This window comes from Micromonospora sp. NPDC049203 (genome assembly GCF_043197215.1).
Lineage (GTDB): Bacteria > Actinomycetota > Actinomycetes > Mycobacteriales > Micromonosporaceae > Micromonospora.
This window is the reverse complement of record NZ_JBICSV010000013.1, coordinates 21,417-36,240: the sequence shown is the minus strand read 5'-3', so window position 1 is coordinate 36,240 and position 14,824 is coordinate 21,417. Positions and strand designations below refer to the sequence as shown.

General features: G+C 72.7%; 13 protein-coding genes. 6 read left to right on the top strand and 7 right to left on the bottom strand.

The genetic code is table 11. The annotated features are described in order from the left end of the window. Positions 1–45 precede the first annotated feature (45 nt). Together ACGFIA_RS26045 and lanKC are read right to left on the bottom strand one after the other, a co-directional pair. Positions 46–1,311 carry an MFS transporter gene (locus tag ACGFIA_RS26045; protein WP_357387409.1) on the bottom strand — a complete coding sequence of 422 codons (1,266 nt, stop codon included), beginning with the start codon at positions 1,309–1,311 and terminating at the stop codon, positions 46–48. A gap of 315 nt (positions 1,312–1,626) precedes the next feature. Continuing rightward, positions 1,627–4,236, bottom strand: coding sequence for a class III lanthionine synthetase LanKC (gene lanKC, locus ACGFIA_RS26040; protein ID WP_393262575.1), 2,610 nt, complete (start codon positions 4,234–4,236; stop codon positions 1,627–1,629). A 286-nt stretch (positions 4,237–4,522) separates the two neighbouring features. Here lanKC and ACGFIA_RS26035 point away from each other — a divergent pair, with 286 nt between their 5' ends. The 3 genes from ACGFIA_RS26035 (at position 4,523) to ACGFIA_RS26025 (ending at position 7,159) form a co-directional block, all read left to right on the top strand. Next, on the top strand, positions 4,523–5,092 hold the full coding sequence (locus ACGFIA_RS26035; RefSeq protein ID WP_357387405.1) for a hypothetical protein: 570 nt from the start codon (positions 4,523–4,525) through the stop codon (positions 5,090–5,092). Positions 5,093–5,099: 7 nt separating this feature from the next. Then, positions 5,100–6,356: a histidine kinase gene (locus ACGFIA_RS26030; RefSeq protein ID WP_357387403.1), complete on the top strand. Its 1,257-nt coding sequence runs from the start codon at positions 5,100–5,102 to the stop codon at positions 6,354–6,356. Between the two features lie 95 nt (positions 6,357–6,451). Next, positions 6,452–7,159: a response regulator transcription factor gene (locus ACGFIA_RS26025; RefSeq protein ID WP_357387401.1), complete on the top strand. Its 708-nt coding sequence runs from the start codon at positions 6,452–6,454 to the stop codon at positions 7,157–7,159. Between the two features lie 37 nt (positions 7,160–7,196). On the opposite strand, the gene ACGFIA_RS26020 is transcribed toward ACGFIA_RS26025, so the two are convergent. The 4 genes from ACGFIA_RS26020 to pdxY form a co-directional block, all read right to left on the bottom strand. After that, positions 7,197–9,572: an excinuclease ABC subunit UvrA gene (locus ACGFIA_RS26020; RefSeq protein ID WP_357387399.1), complete on the bottom strand. Its 2,376-nt coding sequence runs from the start codon at positions 9,570–9,572 to the stop codon at positions 7,197–7,199. 23 nt (positions 9,573–9,595) lie between these two features. Further along, positions 9,596–10,009, bottom strand: coding sequence for a VOC family protein (locus ACGFIA_RS26015; RefSeq protein ID WP_357387397.1), 414 nt, complete (start codon positions 10,007–10,009; stop codon positions 9,596–9,598). Between the two features lie 10 nt (positions 10,010–10,019). After that, positions 10,020–10,472: a helix-turn-helix transcriptional regulator gene (locus ACGFIA_RS26010; RefSeq protein WP_357387396.1), complete on the bottom strand. Its 453-nt coding sequence runs from the start codon at positions 10,470–10,472 to the stop codon at positions 10,020–10,022. 99 nt (positions 10,473–10,571) lie between these two features. Next, entirely contained in the window at positions 10,572–11,423 is an 852-nt protein-coding gene (gene pdxY / locus ACGFIA_RS26005; protein ID WP_357387394.1) for a pyridoxal kinase PdxY, read from the bottom strand. A 179-nt stretch (positions 11,424–11,602) separates the two neighbouring features. Between pdxY and ACGFIA_RS26000 the strand changes: the two genes are divergently transcribed. Next, complete coding sequence (locus ACGFIA_RS26000) at positions 11,603–13,012, top strand: OFA family MFS transporter (protein WP_393262569.1); 1,410 nt, start codon at positions 11,603–11,605, stop codon at positions 13,010–13,012. Next, complete coding sequence (locus ACGFIA_RS25995) at positions 13,009–13,134, top strand: hypothetical protein (RefSeq protein ID WP_357387390.1); 126 nt, start codon at positions 13,009–13,011, stop codon at positions 13,132–13,134. Before ACGFIA_RS26000 ends, ACGFIA_RS25995 begins: the two co-directional genes overlap by 4 nt. Positions 13,135–13,181: 47 nt before the next feature. Here ACGFIA_RS25995 and ACGFIA_RS25990 read toward each other — a convergent pair whose 3' ends face one another. Beyond that, a complete protein-coding gene (locus tag ACGFIA_RS25990; protein ID WP_393262566.1) occupies positions 13,182–13,910 on the bottom strand; it encodes an SDR family NAD(P)-dependent oxidoreductase in 729 nt (242 codons plus the stop codon). 74 nt (positions 13,911–13,984) lie between these two features. Between ACGFIA_RS25990 and ACGFIA_RS25985 the strand changes: the two genes are divergently transcribed. Beyond that, positions 13,985–14,818, top strand: a complete 834-nt coding sequence (locus tag ACGFIA_RS25985; RefSeq protein ID WP_357387386.1) for a patatin-like phospholipase family protein — start codon at positions 13,985–13,987, stop codon at positions 14,816–14,818. Positions 14,819–14,824 lie beyond the last annotated feature (6 nt).

The window sequence follows — 14,824 nt, the reverse complement described above, 5'->3', positions numbered from 1 at the left end:
CCGGCGCGGTTCTGAAGAACAGAACCGATGCCTCTCCCCTGTCCCTCAGACCGGCTGCGGGTCGCGGTGCTCGGCCTCCCCCGCCTCTTGACCGTCCTCGACAGACCGCAGGTCCGGCATGGCGCGCACAGCGGGTGCGAGGGCCGCGACGACGGCGAGCGCCAGCATGACGGCGGCGAAGCTGCCGAACACCACCGGGGCCGGTACCCGGTCGATGAGCAGACCGGACAGCGCCGGACCGAACGGCGCCACGATCAGCGCGATGAAGCTGGTGGCGGCGTTCGCCCTGCCCTGGAGCTCGCCGGGGGTCAGCAGGGTCTGGAGGGTCAGCATGCTGATGTTCGCCGCCGGTACGACCAGGACGCAGGCACCGGCGAGCGCGCCCAGGACCAGTCCGTTGTCGGTGGTGGCCATCGCGGTGGTGAGCACGCCGCAGGCCCAGATGACCGCGAGGATCAGCCAGCGGGTGGGTACCCGGGCGGTCAGCCAGGACGCGACGAGTGACCCGGCGACGGCGCCGAGCCCGACGCACGCCATGACGGTTCCGGCGGACAGGCCGGAGGCGCCGTTGCGGACCGGCACGACGATGATCGCCAGCAGCACGCCGGCGAATGCGAAGTTCAGGACGGCGCCGCTGAGCAGCGTGAACCGCAGTGAGGGGTGCCGCCACAGGAACCGGACACCGGCGACCGCCTGCCGGGGCAGCGACTCCCCCGGCGTGGTCAGGGTGCGGCCGAGCGGGCCGCGCAGCAGGGCCACGGCGATCAGGGAGACGGTGTACGAGATCGCGTCGACGAGGAACGGCAGTGCCGGGGCGAGGCCGAACAGGAAGCCGCCGAGGGGTGGGCCGGCCAGGTGGACGACGCCGTTGCGGGTCTCGTTGAACACGGTGGCCGTACGCAGGTCCCGGGCCGGGACGACGGCGCGGGTGGCTGCCGCGGCGGCGGGTTGCAGCGCGGCTCCGAGACCGGCGGTGGCGGCGGCGAGGAGGGCGAGCAGCAGGACGGGCGCGTGTCCGACGAGGGCGAGGAGGGTGACGCCGGTGACGGCGAGCAGCGCGCCGCCGTCGCAGCAGAGCATGAGGATGCGCCGGTCGCGGCGGTCGGCGAGCAGGCCGGCGGGCAGGAGTACGAGGACGAGGGCGATGCCTTCGGCGAAGGCGACGAGGCCGGCGTCGGTGGCGGAGCCGGTGGTCATGAGAACGAGGAGCGGTGTGGCGACGGCGGTGACCTGGGTGCCGAGTTTCGACGCGGTGCGGGCGACGGTGATGAGGAGGAAGTCGCGGTTGTGTCGCAGGCCGGTGGGTGGCATGAGGGCTCCGTGGGCGTGGTGGCGGGCGGGAGGTCGGCTCCACCGGGCGGGTTGACGGCGGACCCGGGCGGGGGCGGTTGTCGCCCCCGCCCGGGTCGCCAGGCGGATCAGGTGTGGCTGTCGCCACTGCCGTCTCAGCCGTTGCAGCAGGCGATGCTGATGCTGCTGGACTGCGGCGGGACCGCGTGGCGGGTGCCGTTCTGCATGGCCATGGCCTGCAGGTTGAGGAGCTTCGTCATGGGGGTTCACCTCCTTCTCGGGTGTGGTGGGGCTGGCCGTCGGTGGTTCCGACGGGGTCTGTGGGCGCCGGCTGGTTCAGCTCGCGGCCAGGAGGTGGCCGGTGGGCGCGACGTGGGTGGGCGCGTCGAGGAAGGGCAGCGTGACTGCGGTGCGGTGCAGCGCGGCGTGGATCGCGGAGAGGATTCCGGCGCCGCCGGCGGCGAGGTCGGTGCAGATGCGCAGCAGGGTGTCGCCGGGGAACGCGAGGTGGCCGTCGAGGGCGTAGGCGTGCCAGGCGAGCCGGGTCAGGTGGGCCGGGGTGTGGCGGGGCGCGTCGTCGCGGACGAGGCCGGCGGGACCGTGCGGGGTGGTGCGCGGCGGGTCGTCGGTGAGCAGGGCGGTGGTGGCGAGTAGTCCGGCGCGGCCGTGGAAGAGGCCGGGTAGCAGGACGAACTCGACGTCGATGGTGCGGTGGACGGTGGTGACGATGTCGCGCAGCCAGGGGCGTTCGCCGTGGCGCAGCAGTGTGTGCGCGGCGACGGCGATGCCGGCGCTGCCTTCGTCGAGGTAGAACAGTCGCCGTGCGCCGTCGCGTACGTGCAGGTTGCCGTTGTCGTCGCGGACGGTGTGCTGCAGGTCGCGGCGCAGGGCGGTGCGGGCGGCGCGGAGCCAGGCGGGGTCGGCGGTGGCTTCGTGGAGGCGGGTGAGGAAGATCGCGGGGCCGGACCAGCCGTGGAGCAGGCCGGGGCGTGCGGGTTCGGGCACTGGGTGTCTCGTGTCGCCGGTGAGGGTGCGGGCGAGTCGGTCGCCGAGGTGCAGGGCGGCGTCGGGGACGGGTCTGCCGGGGCGGAGCAGGGCGAGTCCGATGCCGGCGAGGCCGCTGTGCAGGCCGGGGCCGTAGCGGTCGTGGAGGCCGGTGCGACATCGGTCGAGTAGTTCATCGGCGTCGTCGTGGTGTCCGGTCCGGTCGAGCAGCGCGGCGATGCCGGCCAGGCCGTCGTAGAGGCCGAGGTGGGCGGCGGGCAGGCGGTGGGCGGCGTGGGTGAGCCAGTCGAGGTGTTCGTCGCGTTCGGGGTAGTCGACGCCGGTGGTGACGAGTGCCCAGATGACGCCGGCGGCGCCGTGCGCGAGGGTGGCGCCACCGTGCGGGAACTGGCCGGGGTCGCCGGGGAAGAGCCGGTCGGTGCGGTGCGGCGTGGCGGTGGCGCGGATGCCGGCGGCGAGTGAGGCGATCAGCTGGCGTTGGTCGGCGGGCCAGGGGTAGCGGGTGACGCGGCGGCGGCCGGGTGCGGACGGGGCCGGGTTCAGGGCGGTGTGCAGGTCGTCGCGGATGCGGTCGAGGTAGCCGGGTGGCAGGGGGAAGCGCCGGGCGACAGTGGTGAGGTCGTCGAACTTGTCGTCGCACAGCGCCGCGAGTGGTGTCAGTGGGACGAAGACGGCGAGGCGGAGGCAGGCGAGCGCGTATCTGTCGACGGCCGGGCCGCGGCGGATGCGGGGTGTGGCGAAGCCGGGGTCGCCGAGTGACGGGGCGAAGTCCTCGTCGAGCAGGTATGCCTGTTCGAAGTCGACGAGGACGATCCGGCCGTCGGGGCGGATCATGATGTTGGCGGTGTGCAGGTCGCCGAAGACCACTCCCCTGGCGTGTATCTGGGACAGGGCTGCCTCGACCTGGTCGATGACGTCGAGTGCCCAGGTGGTGTAGTCGGTCAGGTCCTTCTCGGTGGGGTCGGGGTGGATCAGGGGGTGCCGCATGGCGAGGTGGTGCTGGAGGGTGTCGCCTTCGACGTGCTCCTCGACGAGGAAGTGGTGTTCCCACCAGGTGAGGCGGTCGAGCAGTCGTGGGACGCAGTCGAGGCCGGCGAGCCGGCGCAGCATGTCCTCTTCGCGGCGCAGGCGGGTGAGCGCGTCGGTTCCGGCGCCGTCGAGGCCGGCGTGCGGGCGGGCTTCGCGCAGGACGACGGTGCGGCCGTCGCGCAGGTCGGTGGCGCGGTAGACGCCGCCGGCGTTGGAGTGGTGCAGGGCTTCCTCGATGCGGTAGGGCGGATCGTCGTCGGTCTGGGCGTCGACGGCGGCGATGTGTTCGGCGACGAAGTCGGGTACGGGGGCCCAGTCGGGCACGGTGAAGACGGGTTCGCGGCGGTCGGGGACGAGGGTTCCGTCGGGGCGGATGACGGCGGGGACGGGCTGGCCGCCGTCGACGCACCACAGTTCGGCGAAGCCGCCGTAGCGCAGGTAGAGGGGGCCGTCGTGCCAGCGCAGGTCGCTGAGGACGTACGGGCCGCGGTAGCCGGCGAGGCGGGCGCCGAGGTCGTCGAGGATGCGGCGCAGGGCGGTGTCGTCGGCCGGGTAGAGGGCGGCGAGTTTGCCGCTGCCGGCGCGGTGGGCGTACTTCTCGTTGTTGACCAGGGCGAGGCGGCGGCTGCGCTGGAACTTGAAGGCGACGCGGTGGTTCACGCAGTGGTCGCGTACCAGGTCGAGGACGTCGGCGGCGTCGTCGAGGCCGACTGACACGTGGACTTTCCAGCCCTGCTGCGGCAGTTGGGCGTGCGGTGGGTGCCACATGACCCAGCCGCCGTGCTCGGCGACGCGCCAGCCGTCGGGCGGGGTCTGGTCGGCCAGCGGGAACCGGCTCGCCGTGTCGGCGACGTACGCCGGTGAGTCGACGTGGACCGGGTCGGCGATCAGGAACGCACCGGGCGTGGGCATGGCAAACCTCGCGGCCGTGACGGATGGGTTTGGGTGTCCGGGGGCGTTCGGTGTGTGGCCGTCGTCGTCCGGACTGGTTCCATCGTGGTGGTCGCCGGCGGGTGTTGGCGTCCGGCCGTGGGGCGAGGTTCGGGGTCCGTCCCGGCTGGGTGCCGGGTGGCGGGGGTCCGTCTGGAAGTGGACACCGGATGTCACCCGGTACGGGGACGTCCGGCGGGTCGGTGTGGGCCAGAATTTCTCGCGTACGCGGGCTGTCCGCCCGCAGTTCCTTCTGTGGAGGTCCGTGATGAGAACCGAGGTCCAGTCGCCGCCGGTGGTGGTGTTCCTGCAGGCGGAGCGGCCGGCCGGGTGGGTGACAGTGGCGCGTGGGGTGCCGCTGGACGGCCGGCGGTGTCTGCTGAGGACGGTGGGCGCGGGCCGGGCCCGGTCCGGTGACGCGGTGCGCCTGGTGGGTGTGGCCGGCGGGGACGCGTGGTCGCTCGCGGTCGCGGAGGTGTCGGTGCTGCACCGTGACGAGGCGGACCTGCTGATGGTGTCCCTCGCCGGTGAGACGGTCGCCGGCGGGTACGGCACTGATGCCTTGTCGGTGCGCCGGGTGCTGGCGATGCTCGCCGACGACGCGGACGGGCGGTGGCGGGTGGCTGCGGGCGCCGCGGCCGACGTGGTGGCGCCGGTGGTGCTGGCCGGGGCGGGCCGCCGGGGTGAGCCGGGCCGGCCGGCGGTGCCGGTTACCACGCACCGGGTGAGCGCGGCCACGCCGCCGCCCGACGGTGACGGAGGCGGTGACGACGACGGCTCTCCGCTGTCCTGGACGTGCCGGTTGTTCGGGATCGGCTGCCCCGCGGAAGACTCCTGACCCGCCGATGACCTCGGTGGCCGGTGCGGTGGCGCCGTCCGACCCGGCGCGGGCGGCGAGATGGTGGCGTCACGATCTTCTGCTGCTGCCGGTGCTGGGCCTGCTCGACCTGTTCACCGCGTCGTCCGTGGTGATCCAGAGCGAGCCGGTCGGCCCGGCCCGGCAGTGGTTGCAGGTGCTCGCCGCGGTGCTGTCGGTCGGTGCCCTGTGGTGGCGGGTCCGCGCGCCGGTCGCGGTGTTCGCCTTCGAGTGCGTGCACGGCGTGGCGATGTGGTTCCTGCTGCACGACTACCGGCCGTGGGTGGGCCTGATCGTGGCCCTGTACACGGTGGCGGCGTTGCGGCCGCTCGTGGTGTCGGCGGTGGCGTACGCGGCGGCGTGCGCCCGGAGCCTGCTCAGCGCGTTCGACTCGTTCCGGGTGGAACCGAACCCGGGCGCGCGGGCCGGTGAGTTCGTGGTGACCGCGCTGATGTTCGCGCTCATCTACGCGGCCGCGTGGACGGCCGGGTCGGTGGTGCGGCGGCACCGGCGGCGGGTGGCCCAGCTGGAACGGGAGCGGCGGGTGGCGCGGGCGGAGGCGGTGGCGTTGGAGCGTCGCCGGATCGCCGCGGAACTGCACGACGTGGTGTCCCATTCGGTGACGGTGATGGTGTTGCAGGCCGCCGGGGCGGCGCGGATCAGCGCGTCCGACCCGGAGCGGACGCGGGAGGCGTTGCTGCACATCCAGCAGGCCGGGCAGCAGGCGATGGCGGAGTTGCGGCGGCTGCTGGAGGTCATGCGGGCCGAGTCGGGCCCGGCGGACGGTGAGCCCGGCCCGCAGCCGCGGCTGGACGACATCGAGGTGCTGCTGACGTCGATGCGGTGTGCGGGGCTGACAGTGACCATGTCGGTGTCCGGCAGCCCGAGCCCGCTGGATCCGAGTATCGAGCTGGCGGCGTACCGGACGGTGCAGGAGAGCCTGACGAACACGCTCAAGCACGTCGGTCGGCGGGCCTGCGCGACTGTTCATTTCGGGTGGCGGGAGCGGGTGCTGTTGCTGCGCGTCGACGACGACGGCACGGGCCGGGAGCCGGGCTCGGCGGCGGGACTGTCCACCGGCAACGGGCTGGCCAGCCTCGCCGAGCGGCTGGAGCGCGTCGGCGGCCGCCTGGTCGCCGGGCCGCGTCCGGAGGGCGGGTTCCGGGTGAGCGCGACGCTGCCGGTCGCGCAGCGCGGCGACCTGGTGGCGGCGTCGGGTGACGGCGGGGCACCGGTTGTCGGGTGAACGCGTGTCCGCTGTGCGACATCCGGCTGGCCGGCGGCGCCGACGTCGATGATCATGTGGTGGGGCCACTGTCACGGCCGACGACGGGAGCCTTCATGATCCGGGTGCTGCTCGCGGACGACCAGCCGCTCGTACGGGCGGGGCTCGCGATGCTGCTCACCAACGAACCTGACATCGAGGTCGTCGCCGAGGCCGACGACGGGGCGCAGGCCGTCGAGGTCAGTCGCCGGTTGCGCCCGGACGTGGTGCTGATGGACGTGCGGATGCCCGGCACCGACGGGCTGGCCGCGACCCGGTTGATGGCGGACGAGCAGCTCATCGACGATTCGGAGCGGCCGGTACGGATCATCATGCTGACCACGTACCACGTGGACGAGGCGGTGCACGCCGCGTTGCGGGCGGGCGCCTCCGGTTTCGTGCTCAAGGACGCCGCGCCCGCCGAGCTGGTGTCGGCGATCCGGGCGGTCGCCGCCGGGGAGGCGTGGCTGGATCCGGCGGTGGCCCGGCGGCTGCTCGACGACCTCGCCGCCCGGCCCGACCCGGGACTGCCCACCCCGGTGCAGATGCGCCGGCTCACCCCGCGGGAGCGGGAGGTGCTGGTGCTGATGGCGTACGGGATGTCGAACCGGGAGATCGCCGAGCATCTCGTGCTCGGCGACGCGACGGTCAAGACGCACGTCAGCCGGGTCCTGACGAAACTGGGGCTGCGGGACCGGACGCACGCGGTGGTGGCCGCGTACCAGTGCGGCCTGGTGGAACCCGGCACCGCGCCGCCGGCCCGGATGGCCGGCCTGTCCCGCTGAGACCCGCGGCGCGCCCGGGGCTCAGCGGGCGCGGCGCTCAGGCGCGGACGTAGTCGGCGAGGTGTTCGCCGGTGAGCGTGGACCGGGCGGCGACGAGATCCGCAGGGGTGCCCTCGTAGACGATCCGGCCGCCGTCGTGTCCGGCGCCGGGGCCGAGGTCGATGATCCAGTCGGCGTGCGCCATGACCGCCTGGTGGTGTTCGATCACGATGACGGACTTGCCGGCGTCGACGAGCCGGTCGAGCAGGCCGAGCAGCTGGGCGACGTCGGCCAGGTGCAGGCCGGTGGTGGGTTCGTCGAGGACGTACACGCCGCCCTTGTCCCCCATCCGGGTGGCGAGCTTGAGGCGTTGCCGTTCCCCGCCGGACAGTGTGGTCAGGGGTTGACCGAGCGTGAGGTAGCCGAGGCCGACGTCGGCGAGCCGGTCGAGGATGGTGTGGGCGGCCGGGGTGCGGGCGTCGCCGTCGCTGAAGAACGTCTCGGCCTCGTCGACGGACATGGCGAGGACCTCGCTGATGTCGCGGCCGGCGAGGTGGTAGTCGAGCACGGCGGGCTGGAAGCGTTTGCCTTCGCAGTCCTCGCAGGTGCTGGCGACGCCGGCCATCATGCCGAGGTCGGTGTAGATGACGCCGGCGCCGTTGCAGGTCGGGCAGGCGCCTTCGGAGTTGGCGCTGAACAGGGCGGGTTTGACGCCGTTGGCCTTGGCGAAGGCCTTGCGGATCGGGTCGAGCAGGCCGGTGTAGGTGGCCGGGTTGCTGCGGCGGGAGCCGCGGATGGCGGTCTGGTCGACGCTGATGACGTCGTCGCGTTTGGCCAGTGAGCCGTGGATGAGGCTGCTCTTGCCGGAGCCGGCGACGCCGGTGACCACGACCAGGACGCCGAGGGGGATGTCGACGTCGACGTCGCGCAGGTTGTGGGTGCGGGCGCCGCGGATCGGCAGGGCGCCGGTGGGCGTACGCACGGCGGTCTTGAGGGTGGCGCGGTCGTCGAGGTGGCGGCCGGTGGTGGTGTCGCTGGCGCGCAGGCCGGCGACGGTGCCTTCGTAGCAGATGGTGCCGCCGTGGGTGCCGGCGCCGGGGCCGAGGTCGACGACGTGGTCGGCGATGGCGATGGTCTCGGGTTTGTGTTCGACGACGAGGACGGTGTTGCCCTTGTCGCGCAGTTGCAGCAGGAGGTTGTTCATGCGGGCGATGTCGTGGGGGTGCAGGCCGATGGTGGGTTCGTCGAAGACGTAGGTGACGTCGGTGAGGGACGAGCCGAGGTGGCGGATCATCTTGGTGCGCTGGGCCTCGCCGCCGGAGAGGGTGCCGGCGGGGCGGTCGAGGCTGAGGTAGCCGAGGCCGATCTCGACGAAGGAGTCGAGGGTGTCCCCCAGTGCCTTGAGCAGTGGGCCGACGGAGGGTTCGCGCAGGTCGCGTATCCAGGTGGCGAGGTCGCTGATCTGCATGGCGCAGGCGTCGGCGATGTTGATGCCGTTGATCTTCGAGGAGCGGGCTTCGGGGGCCAGGCGGGTGCCGTCGCAGTCGGGGCAGGTGGTGAACGTGATGGCGCGTTCGACGAAGGCGCGGATGTGGGGCTGCATGGCGTCGACGTCCTTGGCGAGCATCGACTTGCTGATGGCGGGGATGAGGCCGGTGTAGGTGACGTTGATGCCGTCGACCTTGATCTTGGTGGGTTCCTTGTGGAGCAGGTCGTCGAGTTCGCGCTTGGTGTAGTCGCGGATGGGCTTGTCGGGGTCGAACAGGCCGCTTGCGCGGAAGATGCGGCCGTACCAGCCGTCCATGCTGTAGCCGGGGATCGTGATGGCGCCCTCGTTGAGGGAGAGCTTCTCGTCGTAGAGGACGGTGAGGTCGAAGTCGGTGACGGCGCCGCGGCCCTCGCAGCGGGGGCACATGCCGCCGAGGCGGTTGAAGGTGCCCTTCTTGGTCTGGGTCTTGCCGGGGCCGCGGTCGACGGTGATGGCGCCGGCGGCGCGTACGGAGGGGACGTTGAACGAGTAGGCGTTGGGCGGGCCGATGTGGGGGTCGCCGAGGCGGCTGAACAGGATGCGCAGCATGGCGTTGACGTCGGTGGCGGTGCCGACGGTGGAGCGGGGGTCGGCGCCCATGCGTTCCTGGTCGACGATGATGGCGGTGGTGAGGCCTTCGAGGACGTCGACCTCGGGGCGGGACAGGGTGGGCATGAAGCCCTGGACGAAGGCGCTGTAGGTCTCGTTGATGAGGCGTTGGGACTCGGCGGCGATGGTGCCGAAGACCAGTGAGCTCTTGCCGGAGCCGGAGACGCCGGTGAAGACGGTGAGGCGGCGTTTGGGTAGTTCGACGTCGACGTTGCGCAGGTTGTTCTCGCGGGCGCCGTGGACGCGGATGATGTCGTGGCTGTCGGCGCGGTGCAGGCCGGTGGTGGCCTCGCTCATGGTCTCTCCGTCCGTGGTGTGGGTCAGCGCCGTTCGTTGATGCGGATGAGGTTGCCGGTGGGGTCGCGGAAGGCGCAGTCGCGTACACCGTAGGGCTGTTCGGTGGGTTCCTGGACGACGTCGGCGCCGCTTGCCGCGAGCCTGTCGAACAGGCCGTCGAGGTCGTCGGTGGCGAGGGTGAGCGCGCCGTAGCTGCCCTTGGCGATGAGTTCGAGGATGGTGCGGCGTTCGTCGTCGTTGATGCCGGGGTCGGCGGCGGGTGGGTGCAGGACGATGCCGGTCTCGGGCTGTTCGGGTGGGCCGACGGTGAGCCAGCGCATGGTGTCGCCGCGGCCGACGTCGTTGCGGAGTTCGAAGCCGAGGGTGTCGCGGTAGAACGCGATGGCGGCGTCGGCGTCGGTGTGCGGCAGGAACGCGTAGTGAATGGTGATCGTCATGGTGGTCACGCTAGTGCTGCCGGCCGGTGCGGGCTTCTCGATTCCTGACCGGTCGGGTGGCTTGTTTGGTCAGGCACGGGGGCGGTTCGGCGGTGTCGGGGGCGTGGCGGGCGCGGTAGGCGCTGGGTGGTTCGCCGACGAGTTCGGTGAAGCGGGTGCTGAAGGTGCCCAGGGACTGGCAGCCGACGGCGAAGCAGACATCGGTGACGCTGAGGTCGCCGCGGCGCAGCAGCGCCATGGCGCGTTCGATGCGGCGGGTCATGAGGTACGCGTACGGGGACTCGCCGTAGGTCTGACGGAACTGGCGGCTGAGGTGTCCGGCGGACATGTGCTCACCGCGGGCGAGGGCTTCGACGTCGAGGGGTTGCGCGTATTCGCGGTCGATGCGGTCGCGGACGCGGCGCAGCCGGGTCAGGTCGCGGAGGCGTTGGGCGAACGCGGGGTCGTCGGTGACCGGGGGCACCCGTGCATCTTCGCTGTTCGGCGGCGGTGTCGTCCACCTGTTCGAGCGGCGAGTCGCCGCCCGGGCGCACCTGTGCGGCAGGTGCGCCCGGGCGGGCGGTCAGCGCAGCCGGCGGGCGGTGAAACGGGTGGGCGGGTCGGCGATGGCGTCCTGGGTGGCGACGATCTGCAGTTCGCGGGTGCCGGCTTCGAGGGTGGCCTCGAGTACGGCGTAGATCGAGTTGGTGGTGTGTTCCAGGGCGGTCCGGGGTGAGCCGGTGGTGGCGAGATGGGCGAGGTAGAGGGCGGCGGTGACGTCGCCGCCGCCGTTGGGGGTGATCGGCAGCAGCGGGGTGGTGACGGCCCAGGCGCCGTCGTCGGAGACGGCGACGACCTCCAGGTGGCCGGCGGGCAGGTCGCCGTGCAGGACGCTGGTGACCAGGACGTGCCGGGGGCCGGTGGCGCGGACGGCGTCGACGGCGGCGAGCAGGTCGTCGAGGGTGTCGGTGGTGCGGCCGGCGAGGAATTCCAGCTCGAACTGGTTGGGGGTGACGATGTCGGCGCGGGGGACGACGGTGTCGCGGAGGTATTCGGGGATGCCGGGGCGGACGAACATGCCGCGGCCGACGTCGCCCATGACCGGGTCGCAGCAGTAGAGGGCGGCCGGGTTGGCGGCCTTGACGCGGGCGACGGCGTCGAGGATGACGGCGCCGACGGCGGGGTCGCCCTGGTAGCCGGAGAGCACGGCGTCGGCGGTGCCGAGCACGCCGCGGTCCTCGATGCCGGCGATGACGTCGGCGACGTCGGTGGGCGCGAGCAGGGGGCCGCGCCAGGCGCCGTAGCCGGTGTGGTTGGAGAAGTGCACGGTCAGGACCGGCCAGACCTCGTGCCGGAGGCGTTGCAGGGGGAACACGGCGGCGGAGTTGCCGACGTGGCCGTAGGCGACCGACGACTGGATGGACAGGATCTTCACCCGGTCATCGTCGCATCTCCGCTGGTGGTGACGGTTGGTGGTGGGATGATGACCGGGTGGCTGCGGCGGCGACCGTTCGGCTCAGTGTTCCGACCGTCCGGCGCTCGGCGGGTTTGGGCGCGGCGTGCGGTGGGGGCATGAACCGAGGGGTTCTCGCCATCTGGACGGAGGAAGCAACGATGCTTTCCGCACTCGATCGTCGGCACACCGTCGCGCCGCCGGGGTACAGCCGCTGGCTGATCCCTCCGGCGGCGCTGGCGATCCATTTGTGCATCGGGCAGGTCTACGCGACGAGCGTGTACAAGAACTCCCTGATCGCGCACTTCGACACGGGGCAGACGGCGATCGGGGTGATCTTCAGTATCGCGATCGTGATGCTGGGGTTGTCGGCCGCGGTGGCCGGCACGTGGGTGGAGGCGAACGGCCCGCGTAAGGCGATGTTCGTCTCGGCGTGTTTCTGGGCGGCGGGCTTCCTGGTCGGGGCGCTGGGCATCGCGACCGGCCAGCTGTGGTTGCTGTATCTGGGGTACGGGGTGCTGGGCGGGATCGGTCTGGGGATCGGGTACATCTCCCCCGTCTCCACGTTGATCAAGTGGTTTCCGGACCGCCCGGGTCTGGCGACCGGGTTGGCGATCATGGGGTTCGGTGGTGGGGCGATGGTGGCCTCTCCCCTGTCCCGGCAGCTGCTGTCGCTCTACGACTCGGGCTACGACCCGTCGGACAGCGGTTCCACGGCGTCGGGGTCGGCGCTGGTGTGGCTGTTCGTGACGCTCGGCGTCGGCTATTTCGTGATCATGATGTTCGGGGTGTTCAACGTTCGGGTGCCGGCGCCGGGCTGGCGGCCGGCCGGGTTCGACCCGGCGCAGGTGGCGGAGAAGCCGCTGGTGACGACCGCGAACGTGTCGGCGGCGAACGCGCTGAGGACGCGGTCGTTCTGGCTGCTGTGGGTGGTGCTGTTCTGCAACGTGACGGCGGGCATCGGGATCCTGGAGCAGGCCAGCCCGATGATCCAGGACTTCTTCCGGGACAACGGGACGTCGGCGGTGTCGGTGGCGGCGGCCGGCGGGTTCGTGGGGCTGCTGTCGCTGTTCAACATGGCGGGCCGGTTCGTGTGGTCGTCCACGTCGGACGTGATCGGCCGCAAGCCGATCTACGTGCTGTACCTGGGCGTGGGCACGGTGCTGTATCTGCTGCTGGCACTGTTCGGGCAGACCGCGACAGCGTTGTTCGTGCTGCTGGCCTGCGTGATCCTGTCGTTCTACGGCGGCGGTTTCGCGACGATGCCGGCGTACCTGCGGGACCTGTTCGGCACGTTCGAGGTGGGTGCGATCCACGGCCGGCTGCTGACCGCGTGGTCGGCGGCGGGTGTGGCCGGGCCGCTGATCGTCAACGGGTTCCTCGACGCGCAGGGCGAGCCGGGCACGTTGACCGCGGCGGCGTACCGGCCGGCGTTGTTCACGATGGTCGGCGTGCTGGTCGTGGGTCTGGTGGCGAACCTTCTGGTGCGGCCGGTGCCGGAGCGCTACCACGAGCCGGCGTCCGGGCGGGACGGGACAGCACCGGGTGCGACGGAGAGGAGCGGATCGTGAACGAGCGGACCGGTGGCGGGCAGGGAGCCCGTCTGGTGGTGTCGTGGCTGCTGGTGTCGGCGCTGCTGGGCTACGGGGTGGTGCAGACGGCGATCACGGCGGCGAAGCTGTTCACCGAGTAGCACAGGCGAGAAGGCGGCCCGGGGGATGTCCCCGGGCCGCCGCCGGGTCAGAGACCGCCGCCGACGCGCAGCACCGCGCCCGTGGTGTACGAGGCGTCCGCGCCGAGCAGGTACGCGATCGCGCCGGCCACCTCCTCGGGTTCCCCGGCACGGCCCATCGGGATCCGGCCGGCGGCGCTGTCGGGGCGGTCGGGCACGCCGGAGCGGGCGTGGATGGTGGTACGGATGATGCCGGGGGCGACGGCGTTGACCCGGATGCCGCACGGCGCGAGTTCCTTGGCCAGCCCGACGGTGAGGGTGTCGGTGGCGGCCTTGACGGCGGCGTAGTGGACGTACTCGCCGGGTGAGCCGAGGGTGGCGGCCACCGAGGAGACGTTGACGATTGCGCCGCCGCTGGTGAGCCGCCGGGCGGCCTGCTGGGCGCACAGCACGTACCCGATGAGGTTGACGTCGACGACCTCGCGCAGGTCGGTGACGCGCAGGTCGGTGAACGGGCCGATCGGGCTGGTGACGCCGGCGTTGTTGACCAGGCCGGTGAGCGGGCCGAGCCGGTCGGCGGCGTCGAAGATGAGGCGTACCTGGTCGGGGTCGGTGGTGTCGGCGGCGACGGTGACCGCGCGGCGGCCGGCGGCGCGCACGTCGGCGGCCACCGTCTCGGCGGCGGTGTGGTCGGTGCGGTAGCCGATGACCAGGTCGTGGCCGTCGGCGGCGAGCCGGCGGGCGGTGGCCGCGCCGATGCCGCGCCCTCCCCCGGTGACGATGGTGACGGAGCTCAATTCCTCTCCCCTACCTGGTGGTGAGGGCCGACGTTACCGTGGGCGGGACCATCCGGGGTGGAGAGGACTGTCACATGGGGCGCGCGTTGGTGCTGGGTGGCGGCGGGGTGACAGGGGTGGCCTGGGAGCTGGGCCTGCTGGCCGGGCTCGCCGGGCACGGCCTGCGGCTGGACGAGGCGGACCTGGTGGTGGGCACGTCGGCCGGGTCGGTGGTCGGGGCGCAGGTGCGCTCGGGTACGCCGCTGACGGAGCTGTACGAGGCGCAGTTGCGGCCGCCGCGCGACGAGGTGCCGGCCCGGCTCGGCGCCGGTGTGCTGTTGCGCTGGGCGTGGGCCGGTGGGCGGGGCCGCGACGCCGCGCGGGCCCGGGCGCGGATCGGCGCGATGGCGTTGTCGGCGCGTACCCCGTCGGAGCAGTCGCGGCGGGCGGTGATCGCGGCGCGGCTGCCGTCGCCGGACTGGCCGGCGGCGCGGCTGCTGGTCACCGCCGTGGACGCGGCGTCGGGTGAGTTCGTGGTGTTCGACGCCGACAGCGGGGTGTCGCTCGTGGACGCGGTCGGCGCCAGCTGCGCGGTGCCGGGGGTGTGGCCGCCGGTGACCGTCGACGGCCGGCGGTACGTCGACGGCGGGGTGCGGTCGCCGGTGAACGCGGATCTGGCGGCCGGGTGCGGGCAGGTGGTGGTGCTGGCGCCGACGCGTGCGGCGGTGGGGCCGATGCCGCGGCCGGCGGCGCAGGTCGCGGCGTTGCGGGAGGCGGGGGCGCGGGTGGCGGTGGTGTCGCCGGACCGGACGGCGCGCACGGCGATCGGCCGTAACGTGCTGGATCCGGCGCGGCGGGCGGCGTCGGCGCGGGCCGGGTTCGCCCAGGCCGACACGGTGGCCGCCGAGGTGGCCGGGGTGTGGCGGTGACCGCGA

Coding starts and splice junctions, on each gene's coding strand:
- ACGFIA_RS26015 (WP_357387397.1), bottom strand. CDS start 10,009: ATGACGATCACCATTCACTACGCGTTCCTGCCGCACACCGACGCCGAC.
- ACGFIA_RS26035 (WP_357387405.1), top strand. CDS start 4,523: ATGAGAACCGAGGTCCAGTCGCCGCCGGTGGTGGTGTTCCTGCAGGCG.
- ACGFIA_RS26025 (WP_357387401.1), top strand. CDS start 6,452: ATGATCCGGGTGCTGCTCGCGGACGACCAGCCGCTCGTACGGGCGGGG.
- ACGFIA_RS25985 (WP_357387386.1), top strand. CDS start 13,985: ATGGGGCGCGCGTTGGTGCTGGGTGGCGGCGGGGTGACAGGGGTGGCC.
- ACGFIA_RS26020 (WP_357387399.1), bottom strand. CDS start 9,572: ATGAGCGAGGCCACCACCGGCCTGCACCGCGCCGACAGCCACGACATC.
- ACGFIA_RS26045 (WP_357387409.1), bottom strand. CDS start 1,311: ATGCCACCCACCGGCCTGCGACACAACCGCGACTTCCTCCTCATCACC.
- ACGFIA_RS26030 (WP_357387403.1), top strand. CDS start 5,100: ATGACCTCGGTGGCCGGTGCGGTGGCGCCGTCCGACCCGGCGCGGGCG.
- ACGFIA_RS26000 (WP_393262569.1), top strand. CDS start 11,603: ATGCTTTCCGCACTCGATCGTCGGCACACCGTCGCGCCGCCGGGGTAC.
- lanKC (WP_393262575.1), bottom strand. CDS start 4,236: ATGCCCACGCCCGGTGCGTTCCTGATCGCCGACCCGGTCCACGTCGAC.